Genomic DNA, 17813 nt, shown 5'->3' on the forward strand with positions numbered 1-17813 from the left:
AACGCCGCGGCCGGCTGGCCGTGTTCGCCCAGGTAGGTTCCAGTCCGGTCACACAGCCAGGACAGGCCATCGTCGGTGGCGTCGGGATCGGTATACCCAAGCACGGCGCTGACGTGAGGCAGATAAACCCGCCATACCGGCCAGGCGTCCAGGTTCCGCATGATGTCTTCGGGCAGGATGCCGCGGAGCAGCCTGATCAGGGTACCGGCCCGCACCTGTCGTACCTCACCACTCATGGCCCGGCGGGTCGCGGCCTGGACCAGCCGGTGCACGTCCACCGTGTCCCGGTCACGGCGGGCCAGGCTGTAACCGACCAGCGCGCCGACCGTACGTGCCCACACCACCCGGTCCTCGGCCGCCTCTTTCAACAATCCGTCGTCGAACCCGGCCGGATCGGCAAACAAGCCCAGAGGGATCTTCTCCGGGTTACACAACGCCCACAGTTCCAGCAGCTCCACCGCGGCCGGGCAGTCAATGCGCAGCCGCTGTAGGGACAGGTCCCACAGCACCCCAACGGTGACCCCCGGCCGGTCAGCCACATCCCCTTCGGTGAGCATGTCCCCGAGCTTGTCGGCGAGGAGGTCGGCGTACTCGCCCGGCGGGGTACCGGTCTGATCGAGATAGCCGGCGGCCTGCTCCACCGCCAACGGCAGATCCCCCAACAGCTCACAGATCCGATCGGCGACCCTCGGCTCCAGCGACGGGAACCGGTCGGTGAGCATCTGCATCGCCTCGGCGCGGCGCATCGTGGAAACCGTCACGGTGCCACCGATGGCGGTCAAACCCCGCCGCCGTGACGTCACCAGCAGCCGGCCCGCCCCCGGCGACGGACGAAGCCCCTTAATCATCGTGATCGTGTCAGGATCGTCGGCGTTGTCGAACACCAGCAACGACCGGGGTAGGCGCGCCCACGCCGCCACCACCGCGGCCGGCTCCGCATCGTGCGGCAGCCCCACCGCCGAAGCCAACCCGGCCAGAAAACCGCCGATCAGCTCCGGCTCGTCGGCCGGCACCCAACCCACCTGATCAAACGCGTCGGCATGGCGATGGATGTACTCCACCACCAGCGCGGTCTTGCCCACCCCGCCCATCCCCGCCAGCGCGGTCACCGCCACCGACCCCGACACCGCCAACCGGGCATGCAGCTGGGCGAGCAACGCTTCCCGGCCGACGAAATGCGCCAACCGGGCCGGCACACCCCAGACCGGCAGACCCCGCACCACCTCCGCCGGCCGGTGGACATCACCAGGATGCGCCACTACGGCGTCAACGGTCCGTTCCTGCTCACCGAGCTGGATGACAACCTGAACCTGCTGCGTCTGGTTCTGCTGCCTGTTGTGGTCACCTACCTGCACACCGTGCGCACCGGAGGCGTCCACACTCCCCGGACCGTCGGCTTCCCCTCCCGGCATCCCCACCACCGTTGCCACTCATGTTCCCGGTGGCGGAGCGGTGAACGTGTTCGTCTGCGTGTTCCCGTCACCCACCTGGACCCCTTGGGCGCCGCGGACATCGACCGAGTATTTCCCGGCGGCGGAACCCGCAGCATCCAGCAACGTCATCAGGTACTGCGCCGCGGCCACCACCTCGTAGTCCCCAGCCGCACCACTCCGTGCGAGGACATGCCGCAACGGCTCCTGATAGACGTCCGGGTTTCCCTCATGCAGCTCCAACACCCCGGCCGCCTCACGATCAGCGGTGAACAACCGGCGCAACCGATCCCGCAACGCTGCATACGCACCCGTCACCGCGGCACTCGCCGACTCCGTCAGACCACCCGCGGCCCCCGCCGCGAGCGCACCCACCACCAGACTGACCGGGTCCACCCCGTCCCCCTTTGCTACGGCACTCACGGCTAGCGCAGACTGCACCAGTCTCACTGCCCAGTGTGGCGCAACCAGACCCGAGGACCATCAACCCGGGCACATCCATACCCAGCCCGCGACAGCAACCGCTGACAGCAACGTGAACGGACGTTGACGGACGGCCACGAACGATGGAGGCCCGCCGATCCAAGCTGACGAACGTCGGTGAACCTCCACGAACATCACAAATATGACTTTTAAGCTACGGGTCAGTCTCTACGCGGAGTGCATACATCGGCCGAATCGGAGAAATCCTGCCGCGCCGCTTCCCCCTCCTCGACGCGCCGAGCGCGCCTGCGGTGCGGGTCGGCTTGCCACCGAGTCGGGATGACGGCAACGCTGACGGCAACAGCAGCGGACGGCAGTGGACGACCACGGACGGACGAGGCTGCCTGAGCAGACACGACGGACGACCGGGGACCACTACGGGACCACGCGCCACGCCTGAAAAGCGGAAGGTCGGCGGTTCGACCCCGCCCCTGCCCACCACCTTAAGCAGGCAAGACAGAAGCCACCGGCGACGCCGGTGGCTTCTTTGGTCTCAGTTGCCCCTCTTCCTACCGTTCGGCGCCACGACTCCGGCCACGCCGTCGTCCGGGTTCGGCGTCTACCAGAGCAAGCCGCCATCCAGCTCAGCGATGCCGGTCAGGACGCCCGTGGGCACGCGCTGATACCGGGTGGCCATGCTCGGCTTGAGACCGGACGATGACGTCCAAGACTGCGCGGGTAGGGACGTGGAGGACCAAGAGCAACATCGCCGCAGAGTGGTGAGCGTCGTGCAGCCGCGCCAAGCGCACGCCGGCCTTGACGAGCAGGCTGCGCCATTCCTCGTAGTCCACGGGGCCCGGTAGCCGGATCACTGGCAGCCGGCTCGGGGACATGGTCCGGACGACGACCAGGCCGCCGCTGTGGCGGTCCGGGCCGGCGGCGGGAGCGCCTGTAGCGGCAAACTCCTCTCGCCCGCCGGGTAGCTACAACGCGCCGGTCCGAGGCTCGGCATCATGGTCGGGCGACGGAATGGGAAGCTCGATCCGTCGCTCAAGGCGGGCCAGTGGCACATTTAGACTTACACGTGCCACCTCATGGAAGGCCGTAAGCTCTCGGACAAGCCTTCCAGTAGCCTCTTTCCATATGCTCGGCGAGCCGGGTGTCTTTCCTCGGGCGATCCATTCCATAGCCCAGACAGCGCCATTCAGACTATTTCCGGCTTCAATACAGCGTTGGTCGCCAAGCAGAACGACCCGCTCAAAAGAAATTGTTCGCGAAAGCTCCGCCTTGTCCAAATCTGCTATTGCCAATTCTTCGCTCGCAGCCATGGCGGCAATTGGGTCCCAGCCCCTCATCCCTGCTATCTGCCCGGTGATTCGCGCCATGTGGACAATATAGCCTATATAGTCACAATACGTATCGTACTTACGTGTATCCCAGCGAATCGCAATATCTCGCCGATACCTCGAACGCTCTACGAGAGTGGTCCCCACCAGCGATCCAGCCGCGCCGAGTACAACACCAGCCAACGTAAAGATCTGCGCTGCGATGTCCATAGCCTCCCCCAAGGCAAGATCGATGGCAGCAGCAAAACTGCCGCAGGAACTATAACGCCGCAATCATCCTGTCTACCGACAAATCGGGTATCATCACGACGTGTCGACGATGTGTAACGGATCGCAAGCATCTCTGGCGAGACGCTGCGTCCTAGCGTTCTTTGCTTTGATGGGATTAGAAGAGGGGGTTTGGGCGAGTAGAATTCCGGCGATTAAGGCTGACCTTAGCCTCGGCTACGGAACTCTCGGCCTAGCATTGTTTGCAATTCCTCTCGGGACGGTTATAGTGCTCCCGGCCGCAGGATTTCTCGTTGACCGCGTCAGTAGCCGTGCAGTCCTTCGTTGGGCCGCTCCTTGTGCAACATCGGCGCTAATTTTCCCAGGACTCGCCCCCAACGCCGCAGCACTTACCGCTGCGCTCACATTCTTTGGCGCTGCACTCTGCTTCTTGAACATATCAATGAATGCTCACGCGGTGCAGGTGGAGCAGGTTTATGATCGACCGATCATGGCGGGATTTCACGCCTCGTACAGCCTCGCCGCGATTGTTGGCGCAGGCCTGGGCGGGTTATTCGCCTACATTGGCCTATCGGCGCGACCGACCTTTATCCTGGTATCCGGATTCCTCGCCGTCGTCGCAATACTAGTCGGACAGATACTCCCGTCATCCCCAGTTGAGGACGTACGCAGAGAGGTCGAGCCGAAAGGCCTCTCCACGGCGACTGTTTGGCGAGCGATTCTTGCATTGGGACTGCTGGCCACCTGCGCAGCGTGTGCGGAAGGTGCAATGACGGATTGGATCGCGGTCTACTTCCATGACGATCTCGGGGGGAGTACCTGGATCGGCTCCGCCGGCTTGATCTCGTTCTCATCCGCAGTCGCAGTCGGACGCATCTTTGGTGATAGACTGAATGAACGTCTTGAGGCCGTTCCACTCGTCCGGGTTAGCGGCCTGATAGCAGGAACAAGCCTGATAGTGACGCTACTGGCGTCGGAACCGATCGTTGCGCTAGTAGGATTCTTTCTCGTCGGTGCCGGGATTTCATGCATGACCCCTCAAGTTGTAAGTGCCTCCGGCCGACTCGGTTCCAATCGAAGTGGGCGGAGCCTTTCGGTGATAACCGGGATGAGTACCATCGGAAATCTTGGAGGCCCTGTAGTAATCGGGTTCGCAGCGAATGGTACCGGTCTTCGTATTGCGCTAATGATACCGGCGTTTTTGGTCCTTGTGGTTGCAGCGTCAGCCTCTGTGCTGCAACCACCTTCTCGACAAGCATAGCAAATCCCCGCGAAATCGATGTTGCTGAGACATAAAGCCGGCCAGCGCTGTTCGAGGTCGCTTAGCGGAAATCCGTGGAAGGTCGGCGGTTCGCCTCCCCTGCCCACCGCCATATGCAGGCAAGACAGAAGCCACCGGCACGCCGGTGGCTTCTTTGATCTTAATCCTGGTCTCAATCGCCCCCGCTACGCCGTCGGGGCCAGGGCGCCGGAGGCGCCGTCGTCCCCCTCGTCGTCCGGGTTCGGCGTCTGCCAGAGCAGGCCGCCGACGAGATCGGCGATGCCGGTCAGGACTTCGGTGGGTACGTGCTGGTAGCGGGTGGCCATGCTCGCTTGGGACCAGCCCATGACGTCCATGACGGCGCGGGTCGGGACCTTCAGCACCAGAAGCATCGTCGCCGCGGTGTGGCGCGCGTCGTGCAGCCGCGCCGGGCGTACGCCGGCTTCGGTGAGCAGAACGCGCCATTCCTCGTAGTCGGCTCGGGGGTCGATGGGCTGGCCGGTCGGCTGAGCGAAGATCCAGCCACCTTCGATCCAGAGGTCCGCGGCTTGGGCAAGCCGGTCACGGGCGGCGTGCAAAGCGACCGTGAAGCTGCCCCGGTCGGGATCGATGTCAGGCCGAGCGAGGGTGGCGTCGGCGATCGCGATCCGTAACGCCTGGTAGGTGACGAGCAGGGCGTAGATCTCCTGATCGAGCCCGGCCGGGGTCTTCGCGCGCAGCACCCGGCCGCCGAGGATCGTCGACTTGATCTCCAAGTAGGCGGTTTCCACCTCCCAGCGATCATGATAGAGCCGGATCAGATCCCGGGCCGGGCAGACCGGGTCGCAGACCGTGGTCACCAGCTGATAGATCCCGGTCCGCCGTCCCGCACTGGTAGAGATCGTGATCTCGCAGCGGATGACGCGGACCTCGACCGGTCCCATCCGGGACAGCCACGACCCGTCGGCCAACCGGGAGCAGACCGGGAGCCGCCGGCCGTTTTTCACCCGGACCAGCAGGTCAGCACCGGTGGCGGCGATCGCGGTGACCAGCGGCTGGCCATCGAAGCCCCGGTCCGCCAGCACGATCATCCCGGGGTGTAACGCCCGGAGTAGCTGGCAGGCGTAGGTGGTCTCGCCGAGCGCGGTCGACCCGAACGTGGCATCGATCACGGTGCGGGTCCCGCATGCGACCAGCGCCAGCAGCCGGACCATCGGATAGCCGGTGCCGCCGTGGTGGCCGCCCCTTACGGAACACGCCCAGGTTCGCCGCCGTGTCCGGGCAGCACAGCGTCGTGCCGTCGATCGCGGTCACCAGCAGTCCCCGCCACCACACCCCGCGGGTGGCCAGTCCGGCGGCCGGGCCGCGCAGCAGGTCGAACAGGGCACACAGCGGGCCGACCCCCAGCCGGCAGCGGGCCTGCGCCAACGCGCCGGCGGTCGGCGTGGCTACCGGCAGGCCGTCCAACCCGGCGACCAGCTCACGCCACACGCCCGGCCAGCCGACCTCGGCGTGCAGCACCCCGGCGGCCAGCAGGAGATAGACCACCACCCGCGCGGGCAGGTCCCGCACCCGCTTTTGGACCTTCCCGGTCTCCGCCAGCACGGCGTCGACCATCTCGAACGGCACGATCCTGGTCAGTTCACCCAGATGACCGGGAGCGAACCGGCCCCGGCGACCGTGATGACACGCGTGATGACTGACTCAGTGGTCAGCGGAGCTCCGTTGCCGTTTCAGCATCGACACGCTCAACAGCTCAACCCTTGACAGGCCGCCACTCCCGCTAACTACACGGCTTTGGAGTTAGCCGGGCCGTGTACGCCCGGAGACGGGGTGCAAAACCGGGCCGATCGATCGTGTGGAGGGAGGGTGAGGTGTGGCAACGCCGGCCGCCGACCAGGGACACCAGAGGACCGCAGGGGACGTAAGAGTACGTGTACGGACATCCCTGGACGGAATGGACCGGCCGTCGCTGCGGGCAGCCCCGCAGTCCAGGCACCGGCTGCTTTTCCTCCAGCACCACCGTGGCCACGTAAACTGCCACGTCGCCGTCGAGATCTACCGCCGGCCAAACGGCTGGTGGCTACATCCTGATCGGCTCAGGGTGAATTCGCTGTCCGGCGCCAGTGCGTGGGACGGGCGAACGCTGTCGGCAGGCGGGTGCCCATGTCCCCCTTCGACGCGTTCACCTGAACCTGGGTGAGGAAGAGGCTCCCGCGCAGGTCGGCCCCGCGCAGGTCGGCGTCGCGCAGGTCGGTGCCGAGCAGGTCGGCCTCGCGCAGGTCGGCGTCGCGCAGGTCGGCCCTGATGAGATATGTCCCGCGCAGGCTGGCCCCTCGTAGGTCCGCACCGCGCAGATTGGCACCGATCAGGTCGGCGTGCTGGCGGTTGACGGTACGCCCGGGTACCCCGGCCCGAACGAGCTCGCTGGCGCGCGCCAGCAGGGGACCGGCTTGGGACCGCACGGCCGCGACGTCGAGTCTGAGCAGATCCTGCGCATTACCCGCGGTGAGCCGCTGGACCTCGGCGAGCAGGGCACGCAGGTCGCGCCACACCGGCCGGGCGGCCGGCCATCCAAGTGCCTCGGTGAGATGGCGCAGCACCTCGTGCAGCTGGCGCATGACCGCGAAGACCTGGAACATCCGCGGCGCGGTTTCCGGAGCGTCCCGCCAGTCCCGGCCGCCGAAGGTCACCTGGGAGACCTGTTGGCCAGCGCCGAAGCACTCGAAGACCGTGCAGCCGCGATATCCGCGGTCGCGTAGCCGTGAGTGGGTGGCGCAACGGAAGTCGTCCCGCAGATGGGCGCATGGTTGGCCGGCGGGCTTGTCGACCGGGAAATCGGCGGACTTCGTGAAGGGCAACGCCACACAGCACAGACCGAAACACCGGTTGCAGTCGGACGTCAGACGCGAGCTGATGTCGATCACTGGCGGGGCTTTCGGGTCCCGGGGCACGGAACACGACCTCCTGCCACAGGCCGGCGGCCTGCGCGGTCGACCGTGATACTGCGGACTGTGGCAGCATACCAACGGCGCGCCACCACCTTCGCCGCGACAGGAGGGAAAGCTGGAGCTCCACGAGTACGCCCGTCTGGACGCGGTCGGGCTGAGCGCCCTGATGCGCGCCGGCGAGCTGCGGCCGGCGGAGGTGGAGGAGCTGGCCCGGCGCGCGATCGACCAGGTCAACCCGGACCTCAACGCGCTCACAGGCCCTCTGTTCGACGAGCCGTTGGCGAGCGATCCGGGGGGTCCGCTGGCCGGAGTGCCCTTTCTGATCAAGGATAGCGGGCCGTTCGCCCGCGGTACCGGGTTCACTCTGGGCAGCCGTGGCATCCGTGGCGCCGTCGCCACCGACGACCACGATCTGATGGTCCGCTTCCGGGCCGCCGGGCTGGTAACACTCGGCCAGACCACCGTTCCGGAGCTGTGCCTGAACCTCGCCACCGAATCGGTGCGTTACGGGCCGACCCGCAACCCGTGGAACCTGGACCGTGGCGTCGGCGGGTCCAGCGGTGGTGCCGCGGCGCTGGTCGCGGCCGGGGCTGTGCCCCTCGCGCACGCCAACGACGGCGGCGGGTCGATCCGGGTGCCGGCGTCATGCTGCGGGCTTCTCGGCCTCAAGTCCAGCCGGGGCCGCACTCCGTGCGGCCCGTTGGTCGGTGAGGCGGGATTCGGGCAGGTCGCCGAGTTCGGACTCTGCAGGTCGGTGCGTGACCTGGCGTCCCTGCTTGACGCGGTGAGCGCGCCGCCGGTCGGCGACAAGTACCCGACCGCGCCGCGGGCCAGGCCCTACGTCGACGAACTGCGTGCGGATCGCGCTGATGACCGCGCCGTGGTCGGGCACGCCGGTGGACGCCCAGGTCACCAACATTGCGATCGCAACTGGGCAGCTGCTCGAGTGGATCGGGCACACCGTCATCGAGGCGGCCCCGGCGGTCGACACGGACGACATCATTGAGGCATCGACACTCGCTGTGATCTCCACCGGCGCGGCACTTCTGCGGGCGCCTCACCCACCCTCCCCCCTGCTGGAAGCCGTCTCCTGCCAGATCCTCGGCGAGACGCGGAGCAGCACCGCCCTGGACCTCCTCGCCGCGATCGACGCCCAACACCGTGGGAGGTTCTGCTTCAACCAGATCGCGAAGCCAACAGGCCAGGGGTGAACCCGCGAGCTTCCTGGAAGGTGTCGTGCGTCAGGATTCTTGGGCGAGCGGCCAGGAGATCACTGGCTCAGACCTGGCCTAACTGCGCGGCCAGGTACACGATGTCGGCGGGATCGCCGTGGACGAGCACCTCGTGCACCTCGCGGTATGCCTGGCGGAACTCGGCGAGGATGGCATTGACGCCCGCGGCGTCGACCGGTTCCCCGAGTTCGACTGCCGCGTTGGCGAGGCGGCGAACGCCAAGGGTGGCTCGCTGCGCGGTGAGCAAGCGCAGCGCGATCGCGTCGAGGCTTGTGCTGTCAGTCATGTTTGGCCTCCGCCTTCTGCGCGGTAGCCGGCTACGCCTGGCAGCCACGGTGCTGGACGATCGGCCTCGGCGCACTCGAGGTTCGAGGTGGCCACCCGGCCGACGTCGGCGGCGTCGGGAAACTCGTTAGCTGGACCCAGGGTCCGTGGCCGCCAGCCTCCGTCGAGGGACCCCTGGCCGCGGACCGGAGCCAGCGACACGCGCAGTTCGTCTCCGCTGAATCCGGAGGTCGGATCGGCTGCATGTGTGCGGATATCTGTGGGGTCGGAACCTGTGAAGTCGGGACGTGACAGAGAAGGAGCGCCCCCGTCGTCGGCGAACCGGTCGAGGTCGACCTGGCCAAGATTGGCCTGCTCAAGAAGGGAAATCATCTGGCCCATCGTCACGACGGCCGCCTCACCCCGACTGCGAGCACCGTCGGATGGCCAGGACCGGCAACGACGCTGACCTTCGGGCGACGTTCGTAAGATTCCCGGTCATTTTCAGACTACGCCAAGTTTCCGCGCGAGCCGAAGTGTCGATCTTCATTGACCTCAGGCCCTCATCTCGATCCAGGTGATCGGCATCGGGCAGGCCGCCGCGACAGATGTAACAGCACCCTCATCATGCCGTTCCCCGTCGAACTCCTCCGTTTTTCGATCAGGCCCGCGGCGTCGAGTGAGGCCAAGGCGTCTCACCAAGACCGCCCGCTGACCTCCAGACCAGCCGTGGTATGAGCCACTCCCGCACCCCGTCAACCCCGGCCAAGGGACCTGACAGCGGCTCGACACCAGTTGCTGACACAACCTCGGACGAGAGCGACCCACCACTTCCCCTTCCACCGGCCCCAACAGCCGGAACTCCACAAAGCCGCACCCTATCGACACGTCGTTATGACCGATTGACCCCATCCGCGGATCGCGATAGGGTTGGCGAAAGCAACCCGGTCGTCAGGGTTTCGTTGGCTGTTTATTTGACCGTTTAATCGGCGATATTGAGTTTAGCCGCGGCTGGGAAGGCGATAAGCCATCCGAACCGACCGGAACGCGGTACACCCAGTCGACATCAATCCGGTCCTGCCTTCCGTCACCACAAAGGAATCTGTCATGACACGCCGCGCACGGCTACGAGCCATCCTTCCCTTAGCCCTGGCACTGCCGATGGCAGCCGTGGTTGCACAGCCCGCCCAGGCTGCGGAATCCTGCTCCGCCGCACACCGACCCGTCACGGACTACGCCGGGCAGCGCTACGAGTACCGTTACTACTGCAGTACGTACGTGGGCTCACCCGTGTACGGAAATATTGACAAGAGCTTCACGAACCCGCTCGACGACAGCGGCTACATGTACCGGTCATCCCGTGTATGGGTTGTCTGCCAGGTCAAGGGCCGTCCCAACCCGGTTATCCAGGGGAACACCAACACCTGGTGGCTGTACACCCAGGGTGACGCGAGCCGGCCCAACGCCTTCGGATTCAAGAACGGCTGGGGCTTCCTGCCCGCAACCGCGGTAAGCCAGGGCGGCCAGAACAAGTCAGTTCCCGGCGTCCCGGTCTGCCTGGGGCGTGCTCCGACGTCGTCGATCGGCAGTGCACCCGGCGGTCAGCAGACCTTCGGCAGTGCACCCGGCGGTCAGCAGACCTTCGGCAGTGCACCCGGCGGTCAGCAGACCTTCGGCAGTGCTCCGTGAGCCGCCGCGAGGCAGAACCGTCGCTGCCGATCTCGGGAAGTCGCCGGATCTTCTGATTCGCCGGGCACCTCGCCCTCGCTGACGACTCACGGCGCCAAATTGGACGGTGAATGAGCCGGATCCGTGGAGAAGGCCCAGGTAGTGGTGTTCTACCTGGGCCGGCAACCCGGACCGGGGTTGCCGATCCGGACCTCGCGAAGCGAGGCGTAGGTCGGCTTCGTGACTTCCGAAAACAGGCCCTAGCCCGCGAAACCGACAGACCGGTGAGGGAAGGGTCGAGGGATCTCCGTGAGATGAAGGGTCTTCGCGGTCGCGGCCATCGTCTGCGCCGCGAATTCGGGATCGTCGGAGAGTCTACGGCCGAGGGTGGGGATCATTTCGTTCAGCACGGGCAGCCATGCGTCATAACGGTCAGGGAAGCAGCGCCGGAGAAGATCAAGCATGATCGGTACGGCGGTGGAGGCACCGGGTGAAGCTCCGAGAACTCCGGCGATGGAGCCGTCTCGCGAGGCGACCACCTCGGTTCCGAACTGGAGGATTCCCCCCTTCTCCGGGTCCTTCTTCACGATCTGCGCCCGCTGGCCGGCCGTAATGATCCGCCAGTCCTTCACAGTGCCGCTCGGAACGAATTCCCTGAGCGCGGCGATCTTCTTCCTCCGGGTTGCCGTCAATGCGTTCACCAGCAAAGCGACCAGCGCGATGTTGTCCCTGGCCATGGCGATCAGGGGAATGATGTTGTGCCAACGAATGGATTTCGGCATGTCAAAGATTGAGCCGTACTTGAGGAACTTCGGACTCGATCCAGCGTAGGGACCGAACAGGATCGATGCCTTACCGTCGACGATTCGGGTATCGAGATGCGGCATCGACATCGGCGGCGCTCCGATCGGCGCCTTGCCGTATACCTTCGCATGGTGCAAGGCGACGAGTGCCGGGTTGTCGGTGCGGAGGAACTGTCCGCTGATGGGCAGCAGAGCGAATCCGTAGGCCTCGGGGATACGTGACTTCTGTAGAATTTTCAGTGCCCAACCACCGGCACCGACGAAAACGAACCGCGCGGAGACGTCCTTGTCAAGGCCGTTCCTGCTGTTATGGACCCGCAGCCGCCAGGTGCCGTCGGGATTCTGCGTAAGGCTCGTGATCTCATGATTGAGATGAATTCTGACGCCGGACGACTCAAGCGATCTGAAGAGCTGGCGGCTCAGGGAGCCGAAGTCCACGTCGGTTCCGGATATGTCACGGGTTGCGGAGATGGGTTCGCCGGGTTTACGTTCTTCGATCAACAGCGGTGCCCAACGCTGGATCACCGCTGGGTCGTCGCTGAACTCCATGGCGGAGAACAGCGGCTCCCCGCTCAGTGCTTCGTATCTCCTGCGGAGAAAGTCGACGTCCGCCGCCCCTCGAACGAAGGTCATGTGTGGCGTCGAGTTGATGAAGGTCTCCGGGTTGGAAAGGGTCCCGTCCTCCACAAGGTGTGACCAGAGTTGCCGGCTTACCTGAAACTGCTCGTTGATGGCGATGGCCTTCTGCACGTCGATGGTGCCGTCAGGACGCTCGCTGGTGTAGTTCAGCTCGCACAGTGCCGCGTGACCGGTGCCCGCGTTGTTCCACGGATCCGAACTCTCCTCGGCCACCCCGGGCAGTCGTTCGTATACGTCAATCGACCAGTCCGGCTGGAGTCTGCGCAGCAGAGTACCGAGCGTGGCACTCATGATCCCCGCGCCAATGAGAACGACATCAGTGCCCTGACGGACGCTATCTGTGGTGGGTGATTGCGCATTCATGTAGCTCTCGGCCTTCTTTCGCGATTCTCGCCCTGGCGCAATTCCATCGCACAACTCGGCCATACGCACGTATAAGTGAGGTGGTGAGGCCTCAATCACGCGACGACAGGACTCCGTTGGTCCGGCAACCACCGTCTGATATGGGTGATCGACGGCAGGGTGAAGGCATGGATGCCCCGTGAGCTGGGATGATGTACTTGTGCCACAATCACCGAACCGCTAGAACGGGCAATTACGAGATCGAATTGTTACATGCTTCTAACCTGGTGCTTTCGTAGGAGTTTCCGGTCGGCATGCCGACACGGCAGGTAAATAGGGCGGAGTGCCTTTCTGACAGGGGAAAACGGTGGCTGTCGATAGTCCGGATGGCCGAGCCGGCAGGAACTCCGCCGGTGACGTACCGCCGCCCCCCTTGCACCCGGTGGTCGGCCCGCAGCAGCCGATGATCCTTCCGGCGGCACGCACCCGTCGGCACCGTGCGGGAAACCACCGTGCGGGAAACCACCGTGCGAGAAACTCTGTATGCCGCCTTGCAACGCACATTCATCCCGACCGACCTTGCCGACCGCCGGCCGGATGGTCTCTGCGTCGGCGAACCCGGTGCCCCTGTTCGTCTACGGGACCCTGCTCTTCCCTGACGTCGTCCGCATCCTCATCGACCGCGACCCCCACCGTCGGCCTGCGACCGTCCACGGCTGGCGTGCCGCCGCACTACCCGGGCGGGTCTATCCGGCCCTCGTCCACCAGGTTGGATCCAGCACCAACGGCAACCTCATCGAAGGCCTCACCGCCGACGAATGGCAGACACTCGACATTTTCGAAACCGACGAGTACGCCCTCACCCGGATCACCCTCACCGAAGGCGACCACGCATGGACCTACACCTACACAGACCCCACCGCAGTCGGACCCACTACGTGGAACCCCGATGTCTTCGCCGAGCACCACCTACCGGCCTACCTCGACCGATGTCACTCCTGGCGTCGGCATTTCGACGTCGCTCGGTGGTAACGGGCTTCATTCCACGAGGACTACCCGGTGGTCGGAGCCCCTCCCGCCGGTGCCGCACCCTCCTTTTGAGCCCGCGCACCAGCGGGGAGGAAGAAGTCGAGGCGACGACAACAGGAGGTCGGAATGTCCAGTTGCGAGGTTTGCGGCAATGACTACGAGATGAGCTTCGAGGTACATGCCCAGGGTGCCGTGCACATTTTCGACAGCTTCGAATGCGCGATCCACGCAATGGCCCCGATCTGCGACCACTGCGGGGTGAAGATCTCCGGGCATGGCGCCCAGACCAACGGGCAGTTCTTCTGCTGCGCCCACTGCGCCCGTGCGGCAGGCAGAACGGAGATTCGCGACCATGCATAGCGGACGTCAGACCAGCGGTGCACCGACCTGACGTCGGGGTAGGAGTGACGGGCGGACGCGGAGGCTTGCCCGGACCCGCGTCCTGTCCGGCCTGGGTCACCCGCACCGGTGAACACTTCGTAGAGCCGGGAATACAGACAGCGATGACATGACTTGAAGCGGCTGTGAAGGCAGTCGTGCATTCGGTCACCGGTGATCCGGACGTCCTGTACCTGACCGATCGCCCGGTCCCGGAGCCGGGTCGGGGCGAGGTACGGGTCCGTCTGCACCGCTCCGGCGTCAACCCGACGGACTGGAAGACACGGCGCGGCGGCGGGCCCGGCCAGCCGCTCCCGTTTGCCGAGGTCGTACCGAACCAGGACGGCGCAGGAACAATCGATGCGGTCGGATCCGGGGTCGACCCGGATCGCCACGGTCAGCGGGTCTGGATCTGGGAAGCCGCCTGGGGACGTGCTGACGGCACTGCGCAGGAGTTCGTCGTCCTCCCCGAGCGCCACGCCGTGCCACTGCCCGACACCGCCTCGTTCGACCTCGGCGCGAGCCTCGGCATCCCCGCGTTGACCGCCCACCGCTGCCTCACGGTCACCGGCGATGGCACCGACCGTGTCGGCCCAGGCACGCACACAGGCCGCGCCATCCTGGTCGCAGGCGGCGCCGGCGCGGTCGGCAACGCCGCGATCCAGCTCGCAGTCTGGGCCGGTGCGGACGTGATCACGACGGTGAGCGGCGACTTCAAGGCCGACCTCGCACGGGCCGCGGGCGCCCGTCACGTCGTGAACTACCGCGCCGAGGACGCGACCGACGCCATCAGAAAGATCGCACCGGACGGTGTCGACACCGTCGTCGAGGTCTCCCCCGCCCGCAACGCTGCGCTGGATGCGGCAGTAGTCGGCCGCTATGGGGTCGTCGCGGTGTACGCCGACGACGGCGCCCAGCTCGTGTTGCCCATCCGACCGCTGATGGTCCCCAACGCCCGCTGGCAGTTCATCCTCGTCTACACCATGCCCGAGCAGGCAAAGCTGCATGCGGTCGCGGATGTCGCCGCCGCCGTGGAAGCCGGGGCACTCCGCGTCGGCCAGGATGCCGGCCTGCCACTGCATCACTTCTCCCTCGAACGAACCGCGAACGCGCACGCCGCTGTCGAGGCGAATACGATCGGGAAGGTCCTCATCGACATCTCCTGACCGGCAGCTTCAACCCCACCTGTCTCGGCCGTGAACGCGAGTGTCCGCGGCCCGAGCCGGGAAGAACCGGCCGCAGGGTTCCCGCAGGGACAGCCGACAACCCCGCCGACCATGATTCTTCCTGTGCTGTTCCCGGTTTCCCACGAAGGAAACCGGCGCTGGCGGAAAAGGGCTATCTGGAACGGTTGTAAAGCCCGACATCCGAACTCTCGATCAGATCGCCGACCACCGTGATACCACCGGGTACGTCCGCGGCCCGCCCGACATAGCTTGCCTTTGTGGGTGAGGTGCCGAGTTGGGAGTAGTCCAACGGCGGGGTAAGGCCGCCGGTCTCGACGCGGGTCAAGCTGTTCTTCGCCGCGAGCAGACCCTCTCTGGTCAGGTCACCGTTACTGCACGCCTTTTCCAGGAGCTGGTCCATAACCACGGCCTCCGACCAGCCGTCGACCACACCGAGAGTTGGCGACTGTTGAACGTGAGTAGCGAGGAAGGCGTCATGTACCTCCCGTGCCCCAGCCTCGGAAAAACCGACGGACGGCAGTACCAGGTAAAGGTTCTTCTTCAGTGCCGGGCCGGCCGGACCCGTAAGCAGGCTGGGAGCGAAGCTCACATTGCTGGCGAGAATCGGAACGTCAAGTCCCACCTTGCTCGCGGTGCTGGCCACCGCGGCAGTCTGCGCCGGGGTACCGGTGAAAAGGATAGCGGTCACTTTCTTGGCCGCAAGTGCGGTGACAGCGGCAGTCATGTCGGCCTGGTTCGGATCAATCTTCTGTTCAACGAGACCAAGCCCATGCCGTTTGGCCATGTAGGTGGACCCGAGCAACGCGCTCATCCCCAGCTCGCTGTTGTGATAAATGTGGCCGATCGCGCCGCCATCCTTGATCTTATGCTGCTGGATCAGATAGTCGATCCCATTGATCATCTGTATATCGTAGGTTGCCCCGACAATCATGTAGTACCTGTTGTCGGTGAGAGCAGGAGCCCATGTCTCGGCCATTGTCACGATCTGGTCGGAGTCGATCGACGGCCCGAGCTTCGTCGCCATCGGTGAACCAAGTAATTGCTCGATGGCAAGGACCTTGCCCTTCATCCCGCTATAGATCTCCACCGCGCGGTCCGTGTTGTATCCATGGTCCCTGACGTCCAGCACGACGCTGTAACGATTACACACGCCACCGGTGGCGTTCTTCTGGTCCCAGTACAATTGCTGCGCGTCGGTCAGGTCCTTCGCGAGTCCCTTGAAAACGCCAGAAAGATCAGTGAGCACGCCGAGCGTCAGGACGCTACCTGAAATTCCTGCACTCGTTTTGATTTTTCCACCGGCCTCGTGGGTTGCTGCTGCCGCGTCGTTTTCTGGCGTGCTGCCGGTACCGCAACCTGCGCCGCCGACAACGAGTGCACCGGCAACAAGCAAGGATGCCGTACCCCGACGGCCTAACGGGATCATCAATTTTCTCCTCGAAGCAGCGGACCGGCCTTCATGGGCATCGGGTGACAGTACCGATGGCCAGACGACGGCAAGCCCGCCGGCGTGACCCTTGATGGGTAATCAACCGATTGTCCGATATTTACTGATATATTCTAATTGACTCCCGGAGTGGAGTACGGGTGAATTCGACAAACAGACGATCATCTCCGGGAAGCGTCATATACAGCTCAAACATCAGAATGGGAATCCTTGCTACCACATGCCGCTATTCATCTCAAGGGTGTGGATATCCCCCGGTCGAAACGGCCGCTCCCGGGGAACCGGCCCGACAGCATCCACGGCACAGGTACTACGGATCTGCGTAGACAGAACCGGATCATGCCAGGCAGCCCGATCATGCCTGGCAACGAGGGACTGGCAACGAGGGAGAGGAGCAGCCTTCGCCGGGGACGAACCGAGCCTGCGGCTGGATGCGGCCAGACGGTGGACCCCAACGGCGGAAGAAGCCCAGAAACTCGACACGGTGGACACGACACGCCGATCCAGACGATACGGCCCGACTGCCAGCCGGCCCCGGTAAACGGTGACTCGAGATGAGAGCGCCCGAGGACGGGTGCCGCGAGCCCGACAATCCTGTCCTCGAGCGCTCTGAAGATGACCAGCGTCGATCCGAGCACCTGACACTGCGACATCTGTCCGTGGGCTGTCTACGACACCCTCTGTCTACGACACCCTCCGTCGCCGACACCCTCCGTGGACGTCGGCGGGTTCGCGTGCCCGCCGACGACGGACCCGCGGTCCCGCCGCACCCGGACGGCAAGCATCTTCTGGGGCGAGGAAGCCGGTCAGGATCCTGGTGGGCAAGTACTGATCCCCGGAAGGGGGGAAATCATGGTTTGCGACCCCTCTGGTGGTGGAGATCTTCGACTGAGAGGCACCCGCCTTCCAGTCGAAGATCCCGCAGACGCCTGGACATACCGAGACGCCCCCACCGTCGGTGGCCTCAACACATCAGAAGCACAACCGTTGCCTCCAGTTAGGGCAACCGTCGTACCGACCTCCTCCTTGGCCCTAGCCTGATCGCATCTCAAGGAACCGGAGACATCTCGAACCCGGCACTTGCGGACCGCGGCGGCGAAGATAAGGAGGATCCGATGCGTCCGATCGCATCGACGTGGAGCTATACCTCGCTTCCCACGGTTGGGACCCCCTTGAGGAGCGCGCGCACCTCGGCCTCCCGGTAGC

General features: G+C 65.0%; 16 protein-coding genes and 1 pseudogene. 7 read left to right on the forward strand and 10 right to left on the reverse strand.

Going from position 1 to position 17813, the window contains the following annotated elements; all coding sequences use genetic code 11:
- From NBW77_RS19230 to NBW77_RS19240, 3 genes are all read right to left on the reverse strand, one after another.
- Window positions 1-1412: DUF7779 domain-containing protein (locus NBW77_RS19230; protein ID WP_349817050.1), on the reverse strand; the 1412-nt coding region annotated here is incomplete at its 3' end.
- An 18-nt stretch (window positions 1413-1430) separates the two neighbouring features.
- The gene (locus tag NBW77_RS19235; RefSeq protein WP_207386746.1) at window positions 1431-1853 is read right to left on the reverse strand and encodes an RIP homotypic interaction motif-containing protein; all 423 of its coding nucleotides are present in this window, start codon (window positions 1851-1853) and stop codon (window positions 1431-1433) included.
- Between the two features lie 983 nt (window positions 1854-2836).
- Window positions 2837-3409, reverse strand: coding sequence for a hypothetical protein (locus NBW77_RS19240; protein WP_131744716.1), 573 nt, complete (start codon window positions 3407-3409; stop codon window positions 2837-2839).
- 169 nt (window positions 3410-3578) lie between these two features.
- Here NBW77_RS19240 and NBW77_RS22590 point away from each other — a divergent pair, with 169 nt between their 5' ends.
- Complete coding sequence (locus NBW77_RS22590) at window positions 3579-4688, forward strand: MFS transporter (RefSeq protein WP_207386745.1); 1110 nt, start codon at window positions 3579-3581, stop codon at window positions 4686-4688.
- A 185-nt stretch (window positions 4689-4873) separates the two neighbouring features.
- On the opposite strand, the gene NBW77_RS19245 is transcribed toward NBW77_RS22590, so the two are convergent.
- The 3 genes and pseudogenes from NBW77_RS19245 to NBW77_RS19255 all read right to left on the reverse strand — a co-directional run bounded on the left by NBW77_RS19245 (window position 4874) and on the right by NBW77_RS19255 (window position 7621).
- A complete protein-coding gene (locus tag NBW77_RS19245; RefSeq protein WP_207386744.1) occupies window positions 4874-5881 on the reverse strand; it encodes a transposase in 1008 nt (335 codons plus the stop codon).
- Window positions 5882-6053: 172 nt separating this feature from the next.
- A pseudogene (locus NBW77_RS22905) lies at window positions 6054-6317 on the reverse strand (transposase domain-containing protein); the annotation flags it as partial.
- A gap of 449 nt (window positions 6318-6766) precedes the next feature.
- On the reverse strand, window positions 6767-7621 hold the full coding sequence (locus NBW77_RS19255; RefSeq protein ID WP_250280109.1) for a pentapeptide repeat-containing protein: 855 nt from the start codon (window positions 7619-7621) through the stop codon (window positions 6767-6769).
- Between the two features lie 163 nt (window positions 7622-7784).
- Between NBW77_RS19255 and NBW77_RS19260 the strand changes: the two genes are divergently transcribed.
- Window positions 7785-8624, forward strand: a complete 840-nt coding sequence (locus NBW77_RS19260) for an amidase family protein (RefSeq protein ID WP_207386742.1) — start codon at window positions 7785-7787, stop codon at window positions 8622-8624.
- A gap of 16 nt (window positions 8625-8640) precedes the next feature.
- Window positions 8641-8829 (forward strand): hypothetical protein, encoded by a 189-nt coding sequence (locus tag NBW77_RS19265; protein WP_207386741.1) that lies wholly within the window; start codon window positions 8641-8643, stop codon window positions 8827-8829.
- Window positions 8830-8896: 67 nt separating this feature from the next.
- On the opposite strand, the gene NBW77_RS19270 is transcribed toward NBW77_RS19265, so the two are convergent.
- Complete coding sequence (locus NBW77_RS19270) at window positions 8897-9136, reverse strand: hypothetical protein (RefSeq protein ID WP_131744714.1); 240 nt, start codon at window positions 9134-9136, stop codon at window positions 8897-8899.
- Complete coding sequence (locus NBW77_RS19275) at window positions 9133-9507, reverse strand: hypothetical protein (protein ID WP_131744713.1); 375 nt, start codon at window positions 9505-9507, stop codon at window positions 9133-9135. Before NBW77_RS19275 ends, NBW77_RS19270 begins: the two co-directional genes overlap by 4 nt.
- A 714-nt stretch (window positions 9508-10221) precedes the next feature.
- Here NBW77_RS19275 and NBW77_RS19280 point away from each other — a divergent pair.
- Complete coding sequence (locus tag NBW77_RS19280; protein ID WP_131744712.1) at window positions 10222-10803, forward strand: hypothetical protein; 582 nt, start codon at window positions 10222-10224, stop codon at window positions 10801-10803.
- A gap of 239 nt (window positions 10804-11042) precedes the next feature.
- Here the strand turns inward: NBW77_RS19280 and mqo are convergent, their stop codons facing one another.
- A complete protein-coding gene (gene mqo / locus NBW77_RS19285) occupies window positions 11043-12719 on the reverse strand; it encodes a malate dehydrogenase (quinone) (protein ID WP_250280110.1) in 1677 nt (558 codons plus the stop codon).
- A gap of 468 nt (window positions 12720-13187) precedes the next feature.
- On the opposite strand from mqo, the gene NBW77_RS19290 reads away from it, so the two are divergent.
- The 3 genes from NBW77_RS19290 (at window position 13188) to NBW77_RS19300 (ending at window position 15139) form a co-directional block, all read left to right on the forward strand.
- Window positions 13188-13598 carry a gamma-glutamylcyclotransferase family protein gene (locus NBW77_RS19290; protein ID WP_250280111.1) on the forward strand — a complete coding sequence of 137 codons (411 nt, stop codon included), beginning with the start codon at window positions 13188-13190 and terminating at the stop codon, window positions 13596-13598.
- A 123-nt stretch (window positions 13599-13721) separates the two neighbouring features.
- Window positions 13722-13955 (forward strand): metallothionein, encoded by a 234-nt coding sequence (locus tag NBW77_RS19295; protein ID WP_131744711.1) that lies wholly within the window; start codon window positions 13722-13724, stop codon window positions 13953-13955.
- Window positions 13956-14119: 164 nt separating this feature from the next.
- Entirely contained in the window at window positions 14120-15139 is a 1020-nt protein-coding gene (locus tag NBW77_RS19300; RefSeq protein WP_250280112.1) for an NADPH:quinone reductase, read from the forward strand.
- Window positions 15140-15311: 172 nt separating this feature from the next.
- Here the strand turns inward: NBW77_RS19300 and NBW77_RS19305 are convergent, their stop codons facing one another.
- On the reverse strand, window positions 15312-16586 hold the full coding sequence (locus NBW77_RS19305; RefSeq protein WP_131744710.1) for an ABC transporter substrate-binding protein: 1275 nt from the start codon (window positions 16584-16586) through the stop codon (window positions 15312-15314).
- Window positions 16587-17813 lie beyond the last annotated feature (1227 nt).

Origin of the sequence: Frankia sp. Cppng1_Ct_nod (genome assembly GCF_920656135.1) — a bacterium.
GTDB lineage: Bacteria > Actinomycetota > Actinomycetes > Frankiales > Frankiaceae > Protofrankia > Protofrankia meridionalis.